25 protein-coding genes, 1 other RNA gene and 1 pseudogene are annotated in these 20,623 nt (G+C 33.2%); 10 read left to right on the forward strand and 17 right to left on the reverse strand.

Going from position 1 to position 20,623, the window contains the following annotated elements:
- Nucleotides 1–288: 288 nt before the first annotated feature.
- Nucleotides 289–1,339, reverse strand: a pseudogene (queA, locus tag AAHN00_RS14980) (tRNA preQ1(34) S-adenosylmethionine ribosyltransferase-isomerase QueA).
- A 167-nt stretch (nt 1,340–1,506) separates the two neighbouring features.
- On the opposite strand from queA, the gene AAHN00_RS02955 reads away from it, so the two are divergent.
- From AAHN00_RS02955 to AAHN00_RS02970, 4 genes are all read left to right on the forward strand, one after another.
- The gene (locus AAHN00_RS02955; protein WP_342272076.1) at nt 1,507–1,899 is read left to right on the forward strand and encodes a hypothetical protein; all 393 of its coding nucleotides are present in this window, start codon (nt 1,507–1,509) and stop codon (nt 1,897–1,899) included.
- Entirely contained in the window at nt 1,899–2,252 is a 354-nt protein-coding gene (locus tag AAHN00_RS02960) for a hypothetical protein (protein ID WP_342272077.1), read from the forward strand. The genes AAHN00_RS02955 and AAHN00_RS02960 overlap by 1 nt, the downstream gene beginning before the upstream one ends.
- 277 nt (nt 2,253–2,529) lie before the next feature.
- The gene (locus AAHN00_RS02965; RefSeq protein WP_250310741.1) at nt 2,530–2,763 is read left to right on the forward strand and encodes a hypothetical protein; all 234 of its coding nucleotides are present in this window, start codon (nt 2,530–2,532) and stop codon (nt 2,761–2,763) included.
- A 215-nt stretch (nt 2,764–2,978) separates the two neighbouring features.
- Nucleotides 2,979–3,254: a hypothetical protein gene (locus AAHN00_RS02970; RefSeq protein WP_342272078.1), complete on the forward strand. Its 276-nt coding sequence runs from the start codon at nt 2,979–2,981 to the stop codon at nt 3,252–3,254.
- A 321-nt stretch (nt 3,255–3,575) separates the two neighbouring features.
- Here AAHN00_RS02970 and tnpB (AAHN00_RS14985) read toward each other — a convergent pair whose 3' ends face one another.
- Entirely contained in the window at nt 3,576–3,764 is a 189-nt protein-coding gene (gene tnpB / locus AAHN00_RS14985; RefSeq protein ID WP_342271559.1) for an IS66 family insertion sequence element accessory protein TnpB, read from the reverse strand.
- A complete protein-coding gene (locus AAHN00_RS02980) occupies nt 3,752–4,177 on the reverse strand; it encodes a hypothetical protein (protein ID WP_342271013.1) in 426 nt (141 codons plus the stop codon). Before AAHN00_RS02980 ends, tnpB (AAHN00_RS14985) begins: the two co-directional genes overlap by 13 nt.
- A 64-nt stretch (nt 4,178–4,241) precedes the next feature.
- On the opposite strand from AAHN00_RS02980, the gene AAHN00_RS02985 reads away from it, so the two are divergent.
- A complete protein-coding gene (locus AAHN00_RS02985; RefSeq protein ID WP_342272079.1) occupies nt 4,242–4,517 on the forward strand; it encodes a hypothetical protein in 276 nt (91 codons plus the stop codon).
- On the opposite strand, the gene AAHN00_RS02990 is transcribed toward AAHN00_RS02985, so the two are convergent.
- The 6 genes from AAHN00_RS02990 to rnpB all read right to left on the reverse strand — a co-directional run bounded on the left by AAHN00_RS02990 (nt 4,493) and on the right by rnpB (nt 12,641).
- Entirely contained in the window at nt 4,493–4,690 is a 198-nt protein-coding gene (locus tag AAHN00_RS02990; protein WP_342272080.1) for a hypothetical protein, read from the reverse strand. The genes AAHN00_RS02985 and AAHN00_RS02990 overlap by 25 nt on opposite strands.
- A gap of 168 nt (nt 4,691–4,858) precedes the next feature.
- A complete protein-coding gene (locus AAHN00_RS02995; protein ID WP_342271031.1) occupies nt 4,859–6,181 on the reverse strand; it encodes an IS5 family transposase in 1,323 nt (440 codons plus the stop codon).
- 221 nt (nt 6,182–6,402) lie between these two features.
- Nucleotides 6,403–7,617, reverse strand: a complete 1,215-nt coding sequence (locus AAHN00_RS03000; RefSeq protein ID WP_342272081.1) for an IS256 family transposase — start codon at nt 7,615–7,617, stop codon at nt 6,403–6,405.
- A gap of 212 nt (nt 7,618–7,829) precedes the next feature.
- Nucleotides 7,830–10,520, reverse strand: a complete 2,691-nt coding sequence (gyrA, locus tag AAHN00_RS03005; RefSeq protein WP_342272082.1) for a DNA topoisomerase (ATP-hydrolyzing) subunit A — start codon at nt 10,518–10,520, stop codon at nt 7,830–7,832.
- 315 nt (nt 10,521–10,835) lie between these two features.
- Nucleotides 10,836–12,146: a hypothetical protein gene (locus AAHN00_RS03010; RefSeq protein ID WP_342272083.1), complete on the reverse strand. Its 1,311-nt coding sequence runs from the start codon at nt 12,144–12,146 to the stop codon at nt 10,836–10,838.
- Nucleotides 12,147–12,239: 93 nt separating this feature from the next.
- An RNA gene (gene rnpB, locus AAHN00_RS03015) (RNase P RNA component class A) lies at nt 12,240–12,641 on the reverse strand.
- Nucleotides 12,642–12,753: 112 nt separating this feature from the next.
- Between rnpB and AAHN00_RS03020 the strand changes: the two genes are divergently transcribed.
- The 3 genes from AAHN00_RS03020 to AAHN00_RS03030 all read left to right on the forward strand — a co-directional run bounded on the left by AAHN00_RS03020 (nt 12,754) and on the right by AAHN00_RS03030 (nt 14,899).
- Nucleotides 12,754–12,936 carry a hypothetical protein gene (locus AAHN00_RS03020; protein ID WP_342272084.1) on the forward strand — a complete coding sequence of 61 codons (183 nt, stop codon included), beginning with the start codon at nt 12,754–12,756 and terminating at the stop codon, nt 12,934–12,936.
- A gap of 317 nt (nt 12,937–13,253) precedes the next feature.
- Entirely contained in the window at nt 13,254–13,487 is a 234-nt protein-coding gene (locus tag AAHN00_RS03025; RefSeq protein ID WP_250310741.1) for a hypothetical protein, read from the forward strand.
- A gap of 215 nt (nt 13,488–13,702) precedes the next feature.
- Entirely contained in the window at nt 13,703–14,899 is a 1,197-nt protein-coding gene (locus tag AAHN00_RS03030) for an IS66 family transposase (protein WP_342270935.1), read from the forward strand.
- Here AAHN00_RS03030 and tnpB (AAHN00_RS03035) read toward each other — a convergent pair.
- The 5 genes from tnpB (AAHN00_RS03035) to AAHN00_RS03055 form a co-directional block, all read right to left on the reverse strand.
- Entirely contained in the window at nt 14,896–15,249 is a 354-nt protein-coding gene (tnpB, locus tag AAHN00_RS03035) for an IS66 family insertion sequence element accessory protein TnpB (protein ID WP_341752109.1), read from the reverse strand. The genes AAHN00_RS03030 and tnpB (AAHN00_RS03035) overlap by 4 nt on opposite strands.
- Nucleotides 15,237–15,662 (reverse strand): hypothetical protein, encoded by a 426-nt coding sequence (locus AAHN00_RS03040; protein WP_342272085.1) that lies wholly within the window; start codon nt 15,660–15,662, stop codon nt 15,237–15,239. The genes tnpB (AAHN00_RS03035) and AAHN00_RS03040 overlap by 13 nt, the downstream gene beginning before the upstream one ends.
- Before the next feature lie 44 nt (nt 15,663–15,706).
- On the reverse strand, nt 15,707–16,018 hold the full coding sequence (locus tag AAHN00_RS03045; protein WP_342272556.1) for a transposase: 312 nt from the start codon (nt 16,016–16,018) through the stop codon (nt 15,707–15,709).
- 6 nt (nt 16,019–16,024) lie between these two features.
- A complete protein-coding gene (locus AAHN00_RS03050) occupies nt 16,025–16,915 on the reverse strand; it encodes an IS982 family transposase (RefSeq protein ID WP_342270939.1) in 891 nt (296 codons plus the stop codon).
- Between the two features lie 76 nt (nt 16,916–16,991).
- Nucleotides 16,992–17,270, reverse strand: a complete 279-nt coding sequence (locus AAHN00_RS03055; protein ID WP_410521407.1) for a transposase — start codon at nt 17,268–17,270, stop codon at nt 16,992–16,994.
- Nucleotides 17,271–17,369: 99 nt separating this feature from the next.
- Here AAHN00_RS03055 and AAHN00_RS03060 point away from each other — a divergent pair, with 99 nt between their 5' ends.
- The gene (locus tag AAHN00_RS03060; protein WP_342272086.1) at nt 17,370–17,567 is read left to right on the forward strand and encodes a hypothetical protein; all 198 of its coding nucleotides are present in this window, start codon (nt 17,370–17,372) and stop codon (nt 17,565–17,567) included.
- Here the strand turns inward: AAHN00_RS03060 and AAHN00_RS03065 are convergent.
- The 3 genes from AAHN00_RS03065 to AAHN00_RS03075 are packed head-to-tail and all read right to left on the reverse strand — an operon-like array spanning nt 17,533 to nt 19,873.
- Nucleotides 17,533–18,513, reverse strand: a complete 981-nt coding sequence (locus tag AAHN00_RS03065; RefSeq protein WP_342271025.1) for a transposase — start codon at nt 18,511–18,513, stop codon at nt 17,533–17,535. The genes AAHN00_RS03060 and AAHN00_RS03065 overlap by 35 nt on opposite strands.
- Nucleotides 18,514–18,535: 22 nt before the next feature.
- On the reverse strand, nt 18,536–18,844 hold the full coding sequence (locus tag AAHN00_RS03070) for a hypothetical protein (protein ID WP_342272087.1): 309 nt from the start codon (nt 18,842–18,844) through the stop codon (nt 18,536–18,538).
- A 48-nt stretch (nt 18,845–18,892) separates the two neighbouring features.
- Complete coding sequence (locus tag AAHN00_RS03075) at nt 18,893–19,873, reverse strand: transposase (protein WP_342272088.1); 981 nt, start codon at nt 19,871–19,873, stop codon at nt 18,893–18,895.
- A gap of 246 nt (nt 19,874–20,119) precedes the next feature.
- Here AAHN00_RS03075 and AAHN00_RS03080 point away from each other — a divergent pair, with 246 nt between their 5' ends.
- Nucleotides 20,120–20,557, forward strand: a complete 438-nt coding sequence (locus AAHN00_RS03080) for a hypothetical protein (protein WP_342272089.1) — start codon at nt 20,120–20,122, stop codon at nt 20,555–20,557.
- Nucleotides 20,558–20,623 lie beyond the last annotated feature (66 nt).

Genomic DNA, 20,623 nt, shown 5'->3' on the forward strand with positions numbered 1-20,623 from the left:
ATGGATTCTCTATATATTTTTATCTGCTAAGCATATTATATATTATCCTTCTAGACTTTTGACGGGGAGACTATATAGCAATAATGTGGCAAAATCTAATGTAGCTGGTTAGGAATAACAATTATATTTATTATCGTAGATATTTACGATAACAAACCTTTAAGCAGTTGGTCTGAATATTGCTATATGAATAGAAAAGCGGCATATTTTGTATTTTTACCATGGATAGTTCTTAATGCTTTTAAAGCCTTAAGAATTCTTTGTAAGAAAGATAAGAATTAATAATTCTTATCTTTCTTCTAGCTTTCTATAAAGAAGCATCGCATCACCATAACTAAAAAACCGCATTCTCGTATCTATAGCATATTTGTAGATATCAGTTATTTCCTTATAACCAGCAAAGGCACAAACTAACATGAATAATGTTGATTTTGGTAAATGGAAATTGGTAACTAACATATCAACAATTTGAAATTTAAATCTCGGTCTAGTTAACCACTCTGCACTGCAAGTGCAGAGCTTAATATTACGGCATGAATGCCTAATGTATGTACTAACTTAAAAGTTAGAAACTATTTGTGTATGGCTCATTTAGAAAGTGTCACAACACAAAAAGAATATATCTGTGAAGTGTAAGATTTTGTTAAAAAATATCCTATCTTTTCTTGATAAGATATTTAAAATTTATGTTGAAACGACGCACTGCAAGTGCGGGGTTTTTCTCCCAAAGTGGGACAATAAAAGCAGTTTCAATATTTTTTGCTTTAATTAATGCAAGTAATTCATCAGAGAAATGTAGCCCTGCAGTTGGGGAGGCTACTGCTCCAGGTTTTTTACTATAGACTGTTTGATATCTATTATTATCCTCTAGTAAATTTTCGTGCCTCTTTATATAAGGAGGTAGCGGGATTTCACCATATTTCTCTAGAAATTCAAAAACTGAAATATTATCTAGAACAAACGTGACTTCAACCTGTCCCATCCCAAGTTTTTTACTTATAATAATCTTATTACCAGCAAAATCAAACTGATCTTCAATATCAAGTCTTTTGGACGGCTTGGCAAAGCCATGCCAATAATTATCACTTATTGGCTTATTTAGGTATAAATCGATCTTTTTTCCATCTTTATTCAATAGCAATTTGGCTTTAATAACTTTAGTATCATTAAATACCATTAAATCACCAGGGCATAGATAGTCAATTATATCATAAAACTTGGTCTGCACTAAGTTTTTGTTTGGTGCTACTGCCAATAAATTAGAGTTCTCTCGTTTTTTTTCTGGTTTCTGAGCGATTAACTCAGTCGGTAAGGTAAAATCAAAATCAGATAATTTCATTGTACCTCTCATATAAATTTGGGGGCGATTATGTTTTAATATAATCTGCTCGTCAATGATTATTTCACAAATCCCTTGTGTTACTGTAATATTAGCTAGACAATTATAGGTTTCTTTTCTACTATTCTATACCAATTATTATATTTTAACCTATTAAAACAGGTTCTATGTGCTTATCTAAGGTTAAAATACTTATAGCAAAGGTGCTATTTGTAATATCTGCATTAGGGACTGTAATTATTATACCAATTACGGTATATGGAACTGGTGATTCCTCTAGGCATAAGGCTGTAGAACTTTTTAATACTCCATTGGTTATTAATGAAAAACGAGCATTGGAACAGTTTAAAAAACATTTGGGTGTTAACCGACCCAATTCTTACCTAACTAATGCGGCTAAATTTTTTCGTAAAAAAACACAAGGGCAAAATGAATTCGAACTAGAAGAGCTGAATGTTGAATTTACTTCCTCTGAATTTTATGATGATATAGCCCCTGATGAACCTTATGTGAATATAGAAAAAATAAAAAGAATACAACCGATGGACAACAACCAATAGTGCCAGTAACTAATGTACCACAACAAGCAGGATTAGAAGGAGTTGGATCAGGATATAATCCTGCCCCACTTCTATTTCCTAATAATGGAGTACCGCCAGCAAGGGGAGATGGAGCTGTTGGAGTAGCACCAGCAGGGGAAGATGGAGCTGTTGAAGTACTGCCAGCAAGGGGAGATGGAGCTGCTGGGGCAGCAGCTCCAGCAAGGAGAGATGGAGCTGTTGGAACAGTACCAGAAGGGGAAGATGGAGATGCTGGAACAGTACCAGCAAGGCGAGATAGAGCTGCTGGAACAGCACCAGCAAGGGGAGATGCAGCTGCTAGAGCAACGTATACTTGCAGCAAAACTGCGTAACACTATCTAATTTTTTTGCTAGTATGAATTTATTGTATAAATTTGGGTTTCTACTATGCAAATATCACCGATTAATCAAAACTTACGCTATGTTTTATGATAAGTGGCTTTGTACTGAGATATTATTAAAATTCTTTACTATGAAAAAATGGCTTTCAGCCAAGGTTTTTAGTCATACTTGAGATAACATAGCGTAAGTTTTGTAATAAAAACTAGTTGAAAAAGTATCAGTTATATTATAACATTTGAAATATTAATAATAATGATAATTAATCAAATGAAAAAACCAAAAGTAGCGACCTTAAGTGCTGAAGAACGAGAAGAACTAATACAACATGTCAAGGAAAGTTCATTAACGGGAGATGAACAGCAAACGATAGTAGAACTTGTGAAATTTTGTAATGAGCTAATAGACAAGCTAGCATCATCAAATATCAGTATAAATAAGCTTAAGGAAATGCTGATTGGTTTTAAGGCAGATAACAAAAAAAAGATAGTTCAGATTCATTAAAAGAACCGCCAAGTGAATCTGATAACGGGAATGGTGGTAATGAAGAAGAGTGCGATAAGCCCAAAAAGATAGATCGTAGTAATTGGCAAGGTAAATATGGGTTTGATGATTATAAGGATGCGAATACCAGCTATTTAACTCCTGAGAATTTTTGTAGTGGTGATAGCTGTCCTCACTGTTGTAATGGCAAACTATATAATAGTGAAGCTAGAAAATTGCTACAATTTACAGGTAATGCTCCAATTACAGTCAACAGATATGTAAAGAAAACGCTACGTTGTAATGCTTGTGATTATATAGTTATGAACAATAAAAATATCAACAAATGGACAAATAGTAGCAGAAGTGCAATAGTGTTACAAAAGACCTATGGTACTCCTTTCTACCGTTTATCTAGGCTGCAAAGTTTAAGTGGTGTTCCTGTGGCATATAGCTCGCTCTGGCAACAATATTTAGATGTTTGGCAAGAAGGTGGTGGAGCTGAAATTTAGGCTCTGTACAAATAAGTGTGTAAATTTTTCAAAGGTTATATAAAAATATAATATAACAAAAGGAGAAATTATAATGCACCAAAAACAAAATGAAGCAATGAATCAAGCGATAGATTTATTAGTTAACCACTCTGCACTGCAAGTGCAGAGCTTAATATTACGGCATGAATGCCTAATGTATATACTAACTTAAAAGTTAGAAACTATTTGTGTATGGTTCATTTAAAAAGTGTCACAACACAAAAAGAATATATCTGTGAAGTGTAAGATTTTGTTAAAAAAATATCTTATCTTATCTTTTCTTGATAAGATATTTAAAATTTATGTTGAAACGACGCACTGCAAGTGCGGGGTTTTTCTCCCAAAGTGGGACAATAAAAACAAGGAACCATTAAGAGGGTCAGAAGAAAGTTTTTGTCTACAAACAGCGATTAAGCCATCGATACCCTTGCGAAAATCGATGGCAATAGTGGCAACAAAAATAACTGACGCCGGGGTTAGTTGCAGCATAAAAATGTCTGAATTATGGTTTTTGGTTCTAGTGTTTGGATAATAAGTTTGGTACCATTTGGTTTAATAATGTGACAAGTATAGTGATTTTGTTTGGGGGCAGCTACAGGATCGGTATCTATAGAATTTAATAGTTGAAATGGGAGAAAATTAATATTTTGTTGTAGAGCTTGATTTGAAGTTGAGACAGGAGAAGTTTTGAGGGTAGGCTCATGGGCTTTTTTAATTGAACTGATTGTTGCTTTATTAATATTAAGATGTTTAGCTATCTCTTGGTAAGAATAATGATGGAGTAATTGGTAAACTAATTCCTTTAGATGGTTTGGTATAGGATCAAACTTATTAGTTTTAGTTTGACGCCAGGCTTTAAATTGCTGAGCTACTTGCTCAATAGTAATTGATGGTATTTGCATAGTATGAAACCCAAATGTATAAAAAATTCATACTAGCAAAAACATTAGATAAAGTTATGCAGTTTTGCTGCAGGTATACACAGCACCAGCAAGGGGAGATGCAGATGCTAGAGCAACACTACCAGTAGGGGAAGCAGCACCACCAGCAGAAGCTATAGTGCCACAAGAAAAAGTTGAACAGATAGCAAGGGAAACAGTGGCATTAGCGGTAGAATTATTACAAAAACAAAAAGAAACAGTAAGAAATATTGCCTTAGCACTGAATGAAATAATTCTCTTGTCTCATGAATTCGCAAACTCATCTATTGATTTACGTCAATTCGGGATAAGGATATTGTGAACATGTAGATTAAAATCAAATTTTGTTGAAGGTTTATTTTTCTTTAATGAGTAAGCAACAAGAGTAGATAATATATGGACAAAGGCATTTATTGGTGATCTATGTCTAGTATGTTCAAGGTTCATTTTATTTTTTAGATAGTCCGTCCGCCAAAAATATTTAAAGCCCCCCATAATCTATGATTGAATAAAATTTTTACAAAAAAAATTCTAATATTTGCACTAAAATTAAAAATTGTTTTCAATTTTATTGAAAAATTTCTGTTTTAGTAAAATTTTTACATGAGCTTATTGTTAACGATTTTTTTTAATCGTTTAGCAAGTTTTTTAATGATAATTTTTTTATGTAGAGTTAGGCATGATGTGTAAATGATTGGCAATACATCGTAAATTCAAACCTATAGCAGAGATTATTGGATTGATCACATCTCCTATCACACCCTTCAAGAAGTTTCTGCCCATCCTGCCATATTGTTTCAAATGCCCTATTATTGGTTCTATAGCACTGCGTCTCCTGATCATACACTTGTCTTCTTTCAATAACTTTTTCCGAGTTTTTGGGGTATATACCTTACTCTTCTCTTTAACATTGCTGCCAGTATAACCAAGATCAACAAACGATTTTTTTATCTTTATTCCAGTTACATTTTCTACCGCTTCAAAACTCTGCTGCAATGTATGACCATCATAAGGATTATTATGAAACGATTTTGCTGACAGTACAAAATTTCTACGACCACTGACTACTACCGCAACTTTATTGCCAAACTCATATGGCTTGTTTCGTTTTCCCTTCCCTATACACTCTACCTCAGGGGCATGAAAACTATACAATATTTTATTCTGTTCTTTGTATTGCTTTTTCTCTTCTCTTTTTAAAACAGATTGGCTATGTATTTGTTTTACTTTTTTCAATACTTCTTGATCTCTGATAGATAAGTTTAATTTCTGATTTTTTATCTCACGCTCACATATTCTAACCAAACGACCAAGTAACGTTTTTAAATGCTTCATTATTTTCCAACGCTTCTTGGCTTTGCTATGCTCTTTATACTTCCAGAGCTTTATTATATCTCGCTTATAGGTTCTAGCGTAGGTTTCGTTTAAACTTATACCCAAACTTTGGCAAAGCTTCACAATACTAAGCCTAGCTTTATCCATTAAATAAACATCATGTGGGTGCTTGATATTCTTAATTTGTACCGTTGTATCAGCAATTATCAATTCCAAATCTTTTTTTTTAATTGTGTTAGTTCTTATTCCAACTCTTATCAACTCTGCTAATATCTCGTTATATCCAGATTCACCTAATAAATTACGAAATCTTCTTATGCTAGTTTCCGACATCGCTATATCTGTTTCTATATATTCCCACCCACAGAAATATTGCCAATACATGTTTTCTTTTAGTTCTTCCTCTGCTAATGAATCTGAAAAATTATACATTGCTTGTAGCATCGTTACACCAAGCATCACTCTATGACATTTTCTATTTCTACCAAATCTCTTAATAGAAACATTTTTTGATAACCATTCTTCTAGACCAGACCAATTTATTAATTCTCTTAATTTATATAGCTTATTATTTGAGTTTAATTCTTCTTTTAATTTATAACCAAAAAGTTTTCCTTGTTTTTGTGATTTGATAATATTTTCTATTGGCATATTGACTGAAATCCATAAGGTTTATTAGCATATTTTAACATTTTCTTATGGATTTCTTTATTATTTTCTGCCATTAAACCCTATTATCTATAAGACTTATAGAGTTTTGCCGGACAGACTAGATAATCAAAAACTGTTTCAATTAAGTTACGCTTTCGAAGTAAGATTTTTTCTTTCAAATCCGAGCCTTTCTAATTAAGTGTGTAAATTTTTCATAGGGCTTAAATTCTACCTTCAAATTTTATCAAAAAGTGAGCCATAGCTGCGTTCCAGTTTGGAATCGGCATAACCCATTTCTTGGTCATATAATCAATTGCCAAATACAAGGTCTTAAAAACGGCATTATCATTTGGAAAAACCCGTTTATTCTTAGTAACCTTACGTAATTGGCTATTGACAGATTCTACACTATTAGTTGTGTATATTACTTTCCTTATCGCCTCAGGGTATCCTAGAAAAACCATTAAATTTTCCCAATGAACATACCAAGATTTAGCAATTTGTGGATACTGTTTACTCCATTTAGCTTCAAAAGATTCTAAAGCAAGATGTGCTTCTTCCTCTGTGCTAGCAGTATATATAGGCTTTAAATCAGCCGCTAATTCTTTTCGGTCTTTATATGATATATATTTTAAACTATTTCTAATCTGATGTACAATACATAATTGATGTTCGGTTTTCGGAAAAACTGCTTCTATTGCCTCAGACATACCGGTTAAATTATCACTGCAAGCAATAAGCATGTCTTGCATACCTCTGTTCTTCATCTCAGTAAAATTACCAAGCCAAAATTTCGCTCCTTCATTTTCACTGATCCACAATCCTAAAATATCCTTCCTTCCAGATAAATCAATACCTAATGCTACATATACAGACTTATTGATAATTCGTTTATCTTGACGTACTTTTACTACTAAACAGTCAAAAAATACTATAGCATATACTCGATCCAATGGTCGGCTTTGCCATATCTTGACATCCTCAATTACATCATCAGTAATTTGACTTATCAAACTTTCGCTAACGTCAGCTCCATACAATTCTTGCATTTGAATCTTAATATCAGATAAGCTCATTCCTTTAGCGTATAATGATATTATTTTATCATCAAATCCTTCAATACGTCTTTGACGCTTCGGAATTAATGCAGGTTCAAATGTACTACTTCTATCCCTTGGAACCTCAATCTCTACAACTCCATTATTTGTTACTAGATTCTTTACATTCTTACCATTACGAACATTATCACTATCAGTATGACAATATTTATCATATCCTAAATGATTATTCATCTCTGACTGCAATGCCTTCTCTACAAGCCGTTTGGTTAATTGTTTTAATAAACCATCCTCTTTAAGTAATGTTGATATATCTGTATCATTATTTATTAATAAATCTATCGCTTGATTCATTGCTTCATTTTGTTTTTGGTGCATTATAATTTCTCCTTTTGTTATATTATATTTTTATATAACCTTTGAAAAATTTACACACTTATTTGTACAGAGCCTTAAAATTATCGTTTTAGGCTCAACTATTAAACCAAAGGAGTGTCAAAGTCGAGCAGCGTAGCGTACATGAGTAACGGAGCAGCGGATATCTTTAGACACGACAACGCCAATTCTTGAAGTTCTACCTGAGTATATTATCATTCGAATATATCCACATCCACCTCTTCCTCAGGGCTATCAGCAATCAATGCGGTAGAAACTACTTTTTCTCCTTGTTCGGTTTTGAATAATATTACACCACTAGTATTACGACCAGTTATACGTACAGATTCAAGTTTACACCTAATTAGTTTGCCATTATTAGTAATTAACATCAACTCATCAGACATATCAACCGGCATTACTACAACAACTAATCCAGTTTTGTCAGACACATCCATATTAACAATACCACTACCACCACGGTTAGTAATCCTATATTCGTATGCAGAACTTCTTTTTCCAAAACCATTTTCACTAACAGTAAGAATAAATTCTTCTGAAACAGCCATTTCTAAAATCTGTTCTTTATTTAACTGTACACCAAATTCTTCTGGAGTGAATTCCTTGCCATCAGCGATTAACAACCTATTTTCTATAGGAATTGATAAATAGGCTTCCCTTTCCTCCATTGTACATGCTATGCCTTTTAATATTGTCATAGAGATAACGTAGTCACTAGCAGCAATCCTCATACCTCTTACACCATCAGAAGTACGGCTTTTAAATACCCTAACTGAACTAGCTGGGAATCTTATAGCTTTACCAGCTTTGGTTGCCAGTAAAACATGGTCTTCATCCTTACAAACTTTAACATCTATTAAATGGTCATTATCATCAAGCCTAATAGCAATTTTACCATTTGATTGAATACGTTTAAAGTCTGATAAATCATTCCTTCTAATGTTACCTTTGCTTGTAGCAAAAATAATATTCAAATTATCCCACTCATCCTGATTTTCAGGCAATGGCATAATATTATTTATACGTTCTCCTTCTTTTAAAGGTAAAATGTTGACTATTGGTCTTCCTTTACTCTGAGGATTACCAAGTGGCAGTTTATATAATTTTAAGCTGTATACCTGCCCGGTATTTGAGAAAAACAACATCGGTGTGTGAGTACTGCCAACAAATATTTGAGTGGTAATATCTTCGTCCCTCATTGACAGCCCTGCCCTCCCCTTTCCTCCTCGTTTCTGTGCTCTATAGGTAGCAAGAGGTACACGTTTAATATAACCGCCCAATGTCACGGTCACAACCATTTCTTCTCTTTGGATAAGATCCTCAATATCTTGATCAAAGTCACCTAATTCAATGCTAGTAAGCCGGGAAGTAGCGAATTCATCTTTGATTCTAATTAACTCATTTTTTAGGATATCTAGAAGTTTCTCACGTGATGCTAGAATGTCAGTATACCCCCTAATCTCCGTAGCTAGTTCTGCAAGATCATTTTCTAATTTATTTTTCTCCATAGCAGTTAAACGTTGCAATCGCATTTCAAGAATTGCTTTTGTTTGTGTTTCAGTAAAATAACATTTACCATCATCTGCTATCATTGCTCTATCATCAACAAGTTTTACTAGATCTATTATAGATGACGCATCCCAAGTTCTTTGCATTAGTTGCTCTTTAGCACTTGCTGGATCATTTGAAGATTTAATTATTCTAATAACCTCATCAATACTACTAACAGCAATCATTAGTCCCAATAAAATATGTGCCTTATCACGAGCCTTATTTAACAAATATATCGTCCTGCGAGTTATTACTATTTCTCTAAAATTGACAAAAGCAGCTATCACTTCTTTTAAGTTCATAACTTTTGGTAGCCCATCTCTTAGAGCTAACATAATCACACCAAAACTAGTTTGCAGCTGAGTATAGGAATATATTTGATTTAGCACCACTTCTGCTACAACATCTTTCTTTATTTCAATTACTACTCGAATACCATCTTTATTTGATTCATCTCTAAGATCACTGATACCTTCAATACGTTTTTCCTTGACCAGTTCGGCAATTTTCTCAACCAATTTAGCTTTATTAACCATATATGGTATTTCTGTAATAATAATAGCCTGTCTATTATTAGCAATCTCTTCAATTTCGCTACGTCCTCTAGTTAGAATACTACCCCTACCTGTTAAATAAGCTGACCTAATACCGCTTGTACCAAGTACGATACCAGCAGTAGGAAAGTCAGGACCTTTAACTACTGACATAAGTTCTAATATTTCTACATCATTATTATCAACATATAGGCAACAAGCATCTATTATTTCTCCAAGATTATGAGGTGGAATATTGGTAGCCATGCCAACAGCAATACCATTAGTTCCGTTCACCAAGAGATTGGGAAACATTGATGGTAGTACCAATGGTTCTTTTTCAGAACCATCATAATTTGGCGTAAAATCAATGGTTTCTTTATCAATATCTTCAAGCAATGTATGAGCAACTTTAGCAAGTCTTGACTCTGTATACCTCATAGCAGCGGCAGCATCACCATCTCTTGAACCAAAATTACCCTGCCCATCAACGAGCAGTACTCTTAAAGAAAAGTCCTGTGCCAGCCTCACTAATGAGTCATAAATTGCAGCATCACTATGCGGATGGTATTTACCCATTACATCACCGACAGTTCTTGCTGATTTACGATAAGGTTTGTTAAAGTAATTAGATGCTTCATACATTGCATAAAGGATTCTGCGATGCACTGGCTTCAGACCATCACGTACATCTGGAATGGCTCTACTAACGATTACACTCATAGCATAATCTAAGTAAGAGCCTTTCATCTCATCTTCAATGCTAATAGATATTAAGTTTTGACGATCTAAATTAGTCACAGTTAGAACCTACATTTATTAAAGTAATATTAGAATAGTTTAAGTATATTACATATTCAGAAAAAAATCTATTGCTGAATGAGCATAGACTAGCTGGAAAAGCTATTTTTTTCCAAGTGTAGCTATAACCCGAAGAACAGATTCCCCAGTTGAGGAAAAAAAAGGAATTAAATAGATAGGGACAAGTTTAAAAGCTCGAGACGTCATTGCGAGGAGCTGCGATGCAGCAGACGAAGCAATCCATTTTTAATCACTTTTATGGATTGCTTCGTCGGCTCATGCCTCCTCGCAATGACGCCATTTTACTATGGTTAGCTATACATAACATCTTTTTTTAGATTGCCTGAATTTCAAATAAATCGGCAGGCTAAATAATGTTACAATTCTTATAACATAGTAATAACGGTAATCACATGCCATGGTAGCAAAAAATAGTACTATTGAAAAAACAATAGATATTGCTACGATATATGCCAAAATAACTTTCTCGGGACTATTAGATTGTTTATTTGTTAGAATAGATATTAAATACACAAATGTTAGTATAAAACTAATAAGATTTATTGTTAAAATCTTTGGATATAATTTTAAATATTTAATTGTCCAATTTTTTAAGTAATTCTTTTTAATATCCATACCATGTTTTTGAGCTTCGTTAAGTTCAATAAAGGCGTAATGATAGAATCCCCAGTTTTTCATTAACATAACAAAATTCATTGTACGATGTTTAAGAAAATCTAGTGGATAGTGAGTAATGGCTTGTTTATAAGCAGATTCCATTTCTTGTAACTTTATAGGATCTGCTGTAGAGGCATAAATCCTAGTATCACCAAAAATTAATGGATCAACCCATCTAGGAGTGTAATGAACTTTAAGCTTCTCAAAACTATATAAATCTTGGTCTTCTTTAACATATTTTGGCACTAAATCATCATTATTGATAGCAACACTTACTCCAGCAATATCAAATAATTGACGTAATTGCTCTGCATGACTTTCAGTGGAAAAATGCTTAGTAAGTTTAGCATTACCATATATTATTAATAGCGAAATTATGCAGGTGAGTATTATTCTTATTAACAAGCTAGTTTTAAGATAAATTGACAATACAAACAAAATCAAAATTGGAGCTATAAATTGTGCTTGAAATTTAACACCAACAACATAAAAAACAATTAATAGTAATCCTGTAATCACCCAAAGAGGGGCAGGGTTTTGACGGTAAGTATGAAAAATACAAGTAGCTACTACAAAGAAACTACCAAAGGCAAAGGCAAAAGCTACATCTTTCCAAATTGTTCCAGATTGGGATAATATATTAGGTAGAAATGGTATTAATAAGTAAAGCCATCTGTATTTATTCTGTGAATCAGCATAGAAAAGCAGCAATACTCCACCCCCCAACAGTCCTAAATTAAGCAAGAGCATCGTCTGCGGACCTTGGTAAATATAATGAAACAAGGACCATACCATTGACATTAACGGTGGGTGATGTGAAAAATAGTTTTTATTGATACTCTGCCCATATTGATCAAAACTATCAAACGACATACCCCCAGGATAGGCAGAGGCAAAATGTAAAGACATTAAGAATAAACACAAAATGACAGGGTAATATTTACGCAAAAACTCTGTACAGCAATTCATGTTCACAATTTATTCTGATATTCCAGCCAGTTTTGGATTAAAATTTTTAATTTTAATCCAAAACTGAGGTTTCAAATATGATGGTCTATAAGCCGGATTTTGTATAAATAATATTTCTATTATCTACTGCAGTTATTTATCTAGGATAAATATTACCATTTATCTCAAGCGATCCACCCACATTACTTCTAGTCAGAGATGCCTAGGAACAGGTAAGTTCTGTAATGCCTATTTGATCTTGCTCTTGGTGGGGTTTACCATGCGTAGCTTGTTACCAACCTACCGGTATGCTCTTACCACACCATTTCACCCTTACCAAAATTTGATAACAAAGTTTGGCGGTATATTTTCTGCGGCACTTTCCCTAAAAGATTACTCTTCCGCTGGACGTTAACCAGCACCATATCTCTGTAGAGTCCGGACTTTCCTCGTAAATTCTAGTATAGATTTTTACGCAACTGCACGACCATCGAGATGATTATGTTTTAATATAATTGTCTCGTCAATGATTTTTTTTACTAGAACACTTAGTGCTAGCTAAAAACATGTTATTAATAATCTTTTCAAGATAATAATAGTTAAATTTATGGTAGTGAGTATAAAATTTGCCGCTGAATTACGGGATAAATTATATGGATTAAATCTTTCTGACCCAAAACATCTACAATTTTACCAAGAAATGGTATTTATTTTTATTAAAGGTAATGAAAATGAAATATTACAAGTATATAAAGACATTAAACGTCAATTCGGGATAAGGATATTGTGAACATGTAGATTAAAAGTATACTTGCAGCAAAACTGCGTAACACTATCTAATTTTTTTGCTAGTATGAATTTATTGTATAAATTTGGGTTTCTACTATGCAAATATCACCGATTAATCAAAACTTACGCTATGTTTTATGATAAGTGGCTTTGTACTGAGATATTATTAAAATTCTTTACTATGAAAAAATGGCTTTCAGCCAAGGTTTTTAGTCATACTTGAGATAACATAGCGTAAGTTTTGTAATAAAAACTAGTTGAAAAAGTACCAATTATATTATAACATTTGAAATATTAATAATAATGATAATTAATCAAATGAAAAAACCAAAAGTAGCGACCTTAAGTGCTGAAGAACGAGAAGAACTAATACAACATGTCAAGGAAAGTTCATTAACGGGAGATGAACAGCAAACGATAGTAGAACTTGTGAAATTTTGTAATGAGCTAATAGACAAGCTAGCATCATCAAATATCAGTATAAATAAGCTTAAGGAAATGCTGATTGGTTTTAAGGCAGATAACAAAAAAAAGATAGTTCAGATTCATTAAAAGAACCGTCAAGTGAATCTGATAACGGGAATGGTGGTAATGAAGAAGAGTGCGATAAGCCCAAAAAGATAGATCGTAGTAATTGGCAAGGTAAATATGGGTTTGATGATTATAAGGATGCGAATACCAGCTATTTAACTCCTGAGAATTTTTGTAGTGGTGATAGCTGTCCTCACTGTTGTAATGGCAAACTATATAATAGTGAAGCTAGAAAATTGCTACAATTTACAGGTAATGCTCCAATTACAGTCAACAGATATGTAAAGAAAACGCTACGTTGTAATGCTTGTGATTATATAGTTATGAACAATAAAAATATCAACAAATGGACAAATAGTAGCAGAAGTGCAATAGTGTTACAAAAGACCTATGGTACTCCTTTCTACCGTTTATCTAGGCTGCAAAGTTTAAGTGGTGTTCCTGTGGCATATAGCTCGCTCTGGCAACAATATTTAGATGTTTGGCAAGAAGGTGGTGGAGCTGAAATTTACGGGGTATTATTGGAAATGGCTGCCGAATGTAGTTCACTGAACCTTGATGATACTAGAGCTAGGATTTTAGAAATTACTATAGCCAATAAGAAATTACGTACTCAAAATAAGAAAGGACGCAGCTGTTATACTACTACAATATGTGCTAAGACTGCAAATAATGAGGTGATAGTTTTATATTTTACCGGTAATAGGCATGGTGGAGAAAATATAGGTAACGTACTAAAGAATCGTAAGAATAGAACAGATTCTATCCAATTAATGACTGACGCAAGTAACAATAATAACCCGGTATTATCAGAAGCAGATCAAGAATTACTGGCAATAATAGTGATGATCAATTGTTTGTCACATGGTCAGAGAAAATTTACAGAGAATGAACTATATTACCCTGAAGAATGCGGATATTTTCTCAAACAAACACGAGGGATTTACCACAATGAACATCAATGTAAAGAGATGAGTCCTGAAGAAAAACTTGGGTATCATCAGGAACATAGCAGTAAATATATAGAAAACATATATAACAAAATAGACGAATTATTTAACGACAAGAAAGTTGAGCCTAATAGTAGGCTTGGACAAGCTATGAAATATTGGATAAATAATAAAGAAGGTTTGACCCAATTTTTAAAAATCCCAGTTAGCAATCTTGATAATAATTGGGCTGAGAGATCACTGCGTACCATTATTTTACAAAGGAAGAATTCATTATTCTTTAAAACAATCAATAGTGCTGAGATACATAGTGGTCTGTATAGTATAGTAAAGACTTGTAGTGAGAACGAGATCAATGCCTTTAAATATTTAAATTGGCTACAAGAGCAGAGTAGCAAAGCAAAGAAGCGTCCTGCGAATTATACGCCTTTTGCCTATGCAAGATATATGAATAATACGGAATTAATCGAGACAGCAGCTTAAACGACAGGAAGCCAATCATTAGAGAATTTGGCAGAACTAGGATCACCATTATGAATAAGAATGTGTAAGGTTCTATAACAAATTTGATAAGATGAATTATCAGATGGGAAAAGTTTTGCGGTAAATTTACCTTTGGATAGGCGTTTAGAGCATAGCCAAAAGCCTTGACCGTCAAAGGACAAAATTTTAATGGCAGTTCTGTTTTTATTATAGAATAAAAACAAGGAACCATTAAGAGGGTCAGAAGAAAGTTTTTGTCTACAAACAGCGATTAAGCCATCGATACCCTTGCGAAAATCGATGGCAATAGTGGCAACAAAAATAACTGACGCCGGGGTTAGTTGCAGCATAAAAATGTCTGAATTATGGTTTTTGGTTCTAGTGTTTGGATAATAAGTTTGGTACCATTTGGTTTAATAATGTGACAAGTATAGTGATTTTGTTTGGGGGCAGCTACAGGATCGGTATCTATAGAATTTAATAGTTGAAATGGGAGAAAATTAATATTTTGTTGTAGAGCTTGATTTGAAGTTGAGACATGAGAAGTTTTGAGGGTAGGCTCATGGGCTTTTTTAATTGAACTGATTGTTGCTTTATTAATATTAAGATGTTTAGCTATCTCTTGGTAAGAATAATGATGGAGTAATTGGTAAACTAATTCCTTTAGATGGTTTGGTATAGGATCAAACTTATTAGTTTTAGTTTGACGCCAGGCTTTAAATTGCTGAGCTACTTGCTCAATAGTAATTGATGGTATTTGCATAGTATGAAACCCAAATGTATAAAAAATTCATACTAGCAAAAACATTAGATAAAGTTATGCAGTTTTGCTGCAGGTATACGATTAAAATCAAATTTTGTTGAAGGTTTATTTTTCTTTAATGAGTAAGCAACAAGAGTAGATAATATATGGACAAAGGCATTTATTGGTGATCTATGTCTAGTATGTTCAAGGTTAATTTTATTTTTTAGATAATCAAAAACTGTTTCAATTAAGTTACGCTTTCGAAGTAAGATTTTTTCTTTCAAATCCATTAATTTATTTTCCATATTCTTCTTAATTCCATGAATCATTTTTAAGCCTCTTTCATATAAATTTAAGAACAAATTTTGCTTAATATAACCTCAGTTTGATGCAAGATGAAGGTTGAGATTGTTTAATTTTCCAAAAGCTACAGAAATTTTATTAGGTTTGAAAACATAGGCAAGTAGCCCAGCTAATACATTAGTTTGAAAATTCATAACAGATCTATGCCTTGTATGGTCTATATGAAAAAGGTTTTTCAATTGATCATTAATGGTTTCAATAATGTGCCTTTTATTTAAAAACTGCTTTTTAATAGGATCTATTATTCTTTCTTTCATATTACTTTTAATTTTTGTTATTAGTTCTAAACCTTGATTAGCAAGGGATTGAGTGAGTTTTTTACTGATATACCCACGATCACCAAAAAGCCAGCCTTGTAATTTATCTACTAAATTTTCCACCACTGCTCTATCATCGACATTTCCAGGAGTTAAAGAAAAACTCATAATCTCTCCGCAACTGTTAATGACAATATGTAGCTTACAGCCAAAGAACCACCCAGTGGAAGTCTTACCTCTTTTTGCTATGTCTTTGAATACTTTATGTCTATTAATTCTTAAATTATGGCAAGCAGGAAGTTTAGTAGAGTCGATATAATATTGACCAGTTTGTTTTCCTGTTAGGCTTTTTAGCAGTAACACCATGGGCATGAAGCTCATTGGCATTAACTGAACAAAACGACTATAGCTCACAAGTTTTGGAAATTCCTTTCTATAACTTTGGCATAGGCAGCATAAATAAAAATCTTTAAAGGTACGGTAGTGACTCAAGTGAAACATTACTATAATAGTAATAATCTCTGAGAGTCCTATACTGCAGCCCACTTTACGCTTACGGTTAGGATTTGGTAATATATATTTATTTCGCTCCGTATCAAAATGCTTGCAAAAATCATCAATTAAGCAGAAAATCTCCGTAAGAGGGATCATAATATATTCTCCAATTTTGTCATTATTATTAGAGAACTTTATAATCCCTCCCTTCTTAATTTTCAAATGTTCTTTCTTACGTCAAACTCAGGTTAATATAACCTTTATCAGCTGCTATAATTCCAGTTAATCTTTTTGTTAACTCCGGTACTGGAACCCTATCATCTACATTGCCTTTGGTCACTTTTAATGCCATAAACTCCCCTTTATTATTGATTATTACATGTAATTTAAAACCATAAAAATACCCCATAGAGGATTTACTATGTTTGGCTAATCCTTTAAAAACTTTATTGCTATAACGCCTTTTATTGTGACAAGCTTTAATCGTTGTAGAGTCAATAAAGTTAACCACTCTGCACTGCAAGTGCAGAGCTTAATATTACGGCATGAATGCCTCATGTATGTACTAACTTAAAAGTTAGAAACTATTTGTGTATGGCTCATTTAGAAAGTGTCACAACACAAAAAGAATATATCTGTGAAGTGTAAGATTTTGTTAAAAAATATCTTATCTTTTCTTGATAAGATATTTAAAATTTATGTTGAAACGACGCACTGCAAGTGCGGGGTTTTTCTCCCAAAGTGGGACAATAAATACCTCAGGAGTTTCGCAGTTAGCAAAATTGCGAATCAGCTAAAAGGCATCTAATGTTGTTCTGAATTGATGTTTTTATAACTTCCCAAGTTTGTTGATATAAAGTAATTTTTTCATTTATCCTCCTTTTGTTCATATCGAGCCAAGCAAATACGGCAAGGCAAATATGATTTCTCTGAGCTCGACCCGTGCGTGCCTGACAGCGTTCAATACCACAAGTTTGTTTTAATTCTCGATGATAAACTTCTATAGACCACCGTGCCTTAACAATTTTCTCTATTTGTTCACGTGTTGGATTTTCTAAGTTAGTTGTTATGTAATCAATGCGACCATTTTTTGCCACAAACTTAAATACCGTAACCCAACCGTATCCACGTAGGTGAATTTTTAGTCCCTCATCAGGAATCTCTAAACTTTCTAAGCTAACATTATGATTAACTTTTCTATTTTTTCTTAGGTTACTAACCCATGTCCAACCTAAATTACGTATATGTTTCAAATTCTCCAAACCGCTATACCACGCATCCATTACTACTGCATCAGGATTGATCCCTCTTTCCTTAGCTAAAGTAAGCATATCACAAAAATGCTCATTCTTTGTTTTTCCATCAGTTTCTTTATCATATATTCTATAATCTACAGGGGTAGATTGATCAGTTTTAGCATTGTAATGCAGTAAGTTGACCATCCCTATACCAGGTATAACATCATGTACAGCTCCAGAATATTGATAATGTACAAGCTCAATTTTCTTACTGTATTGCTTTGACAATAACGTGTCATCTCCCACTAATAAACAAGAAGCTTCCCTATCAATATATTTTGACACTTCTCTGTAGATCCCGCTAGGGCGGAAATCCTTACTATTTAACCATCGACTTGCACTATCATGAGATAGGTTTATTGGACTTACTTCAGATAATGCTTTACCACTATATCTTACGCTACTTGCTTGTAAAAATGATTTATATAAGTCTTTGCTACATTTTGATCTTGCCATGCTTAACTAAAACTCTTTCTTGCTAGATTAACATATTTTTTGCTAAGTGCGAAACTCCTGTACCTGTTTCCTCACCAAACAACAAATGAATCAACATATTTAGCGGTATGAATAATCGTGCCATTAATTCAACAAATCTATTATAACTCAAGGCTTTGGGAAAATCATCCTTATGCATGCACTCTATATAACTTTTATAGAAAAATTTAAAATTCTTAGCATAGGATGTATGCAACATAATTATTATTGTTAACATTTCACTTAGACTCATGCTACAACAGCGATTTCTTTGCTTATTTGATGGTAATAACTTTCTCTGTTCATACTCCAAATAAATTTTACAAAAATCATCTATAAAACTATATCAGGAGTTTCGCAGTTAGCAAAATTGCGAATCAGCTAAAAGGCATCTAATGTTGTTCTGAATTGATGTTTTTATAACTTCCCAAGTTTGTTGATATAAAGTAATTTTTTCATTTATCCTCCTTTTGTTCATATCGAGCCAAGCAAATACGGCAAGGCAAATATGATTTCTCTGAGCTCGACCCGTGCGTGCCTGACAGCGTTCAATACCACAAGTTTGTTTTAATTCTCGATGATAAACTTCTATAGACCACCGTGCCTTAACAATTTTCTCTATTTGTTCACGTGTTGGATTTTCTAAGTTAGTTGTTATGTAATCAATGCGACCATTTTTTGCCACAAACTTAAATACCGTAACCCAACCGTATCCACGTAGGTGAATTTTTAGTCCCTCATCAGGAATCTCTAAACTTTCTAAGCTAACATTATGATTAACTTTTCTATTTTTTCTTAGGTTACTAACCCATGTCCAACCTAAATTACGTATATGTTTCAAATTCTCCAAACCGCTATACCACGCATCCATTACTACTGCATCAGGATTGATCCCTCTTTCCTTAGCTAAAGTAAGCATATCACAAAAATGCTCATTCTTTGTTTTTCCATTAGTTTCTTTATCATATATTCTATAATCTACAGGGGTAGATTGATCAGTTTTAGCATTGTAATGCAGTAAGTTGACCATCCCTATACCAGGTATAACATCATGTACAGCTCCAGAATATTGATAATGTACAAGCTCAATTTTCTTACTGTATTGCTTTGACAATAACGTGTCATCTCCCACTAATAAACAAGAAGCTTCCCTATCAATATATTTTGACACTTCTCTGTAGATCCCGCTAGGGCGGAAATCCTTACTATTTAACCATCGACTTGCACTATCATGAGATAGGTTTATTGGACTTACTTCAGATAATGCTTTACCACTATATCTTACGCTACTTGCTTGTAAAAATGATTTATATAAGTCTTTGCTACATTTTGATCTTGCCATGCTTAACTAAAACTCTTTCTTGCTAGATTAACATATTTTTTGCTAAGTGCGAAACTCCTGTATATAATTCTGTGATATCTTTTCTCATGCCTGTAGTTTGTTTTTTTGTTTAAAAATATAAATACTGCAGGCACTCCTTTTTGACAATCCTTTTATCTATTACTATTTCATCTATTACTATTTCATCTATATCTTATCCCGAACTGACGTATTAAGGGATACAACACTATAGGGATAGGCTTTAACATGGATAATCCAAGAGCAAAAATTGTGTGGCAGACAATATTCCAAGGTTCTTTATCATTTGACAAAGTTTATAATGGCGATAAAGCTATTACAATACAACAATCTCGAATGATATATGATCGTAAGAGTGCTGTTAATCGCCTAGAGCTAAAAAATATTTATGGCAAGTCTTGGGATAAGTTAAAACCTAACGAGATGTCGATGATTGAGGATATGTATTGGAATGGTGGTAATAAGCTAGTAGGTAAATATACCAAGTTTTTTAAACATATGATCCTTTATACTGAAAGTTCTAGATTAAAATATCTTATACAAGGATTAATCGAGGTAAGAGAAAATTCTAATAAAGAGAGAATTAGGGGTATTCAAAATCGTAGAAATGTACAAAGTGAAATAGGTGACTCGTCCAAATGTTCTGCTCCGGCGATAAGGACATGATATAACTTTTTTTTCACAGCTACCTCTTGTAAAATTGACGAGAAGACACTATATCAAAACTTATCA

It is taken from the genome of Candidatus Tisiphia endosymbiont of Parasteatoda lunata (genome assembly GCF_964030955.1).
Lineage (GTDB): Bacteria > Pseudomonadota > Alphaproteobacteria > Rickettsiales > Rickettsiaceae > Tisiphia.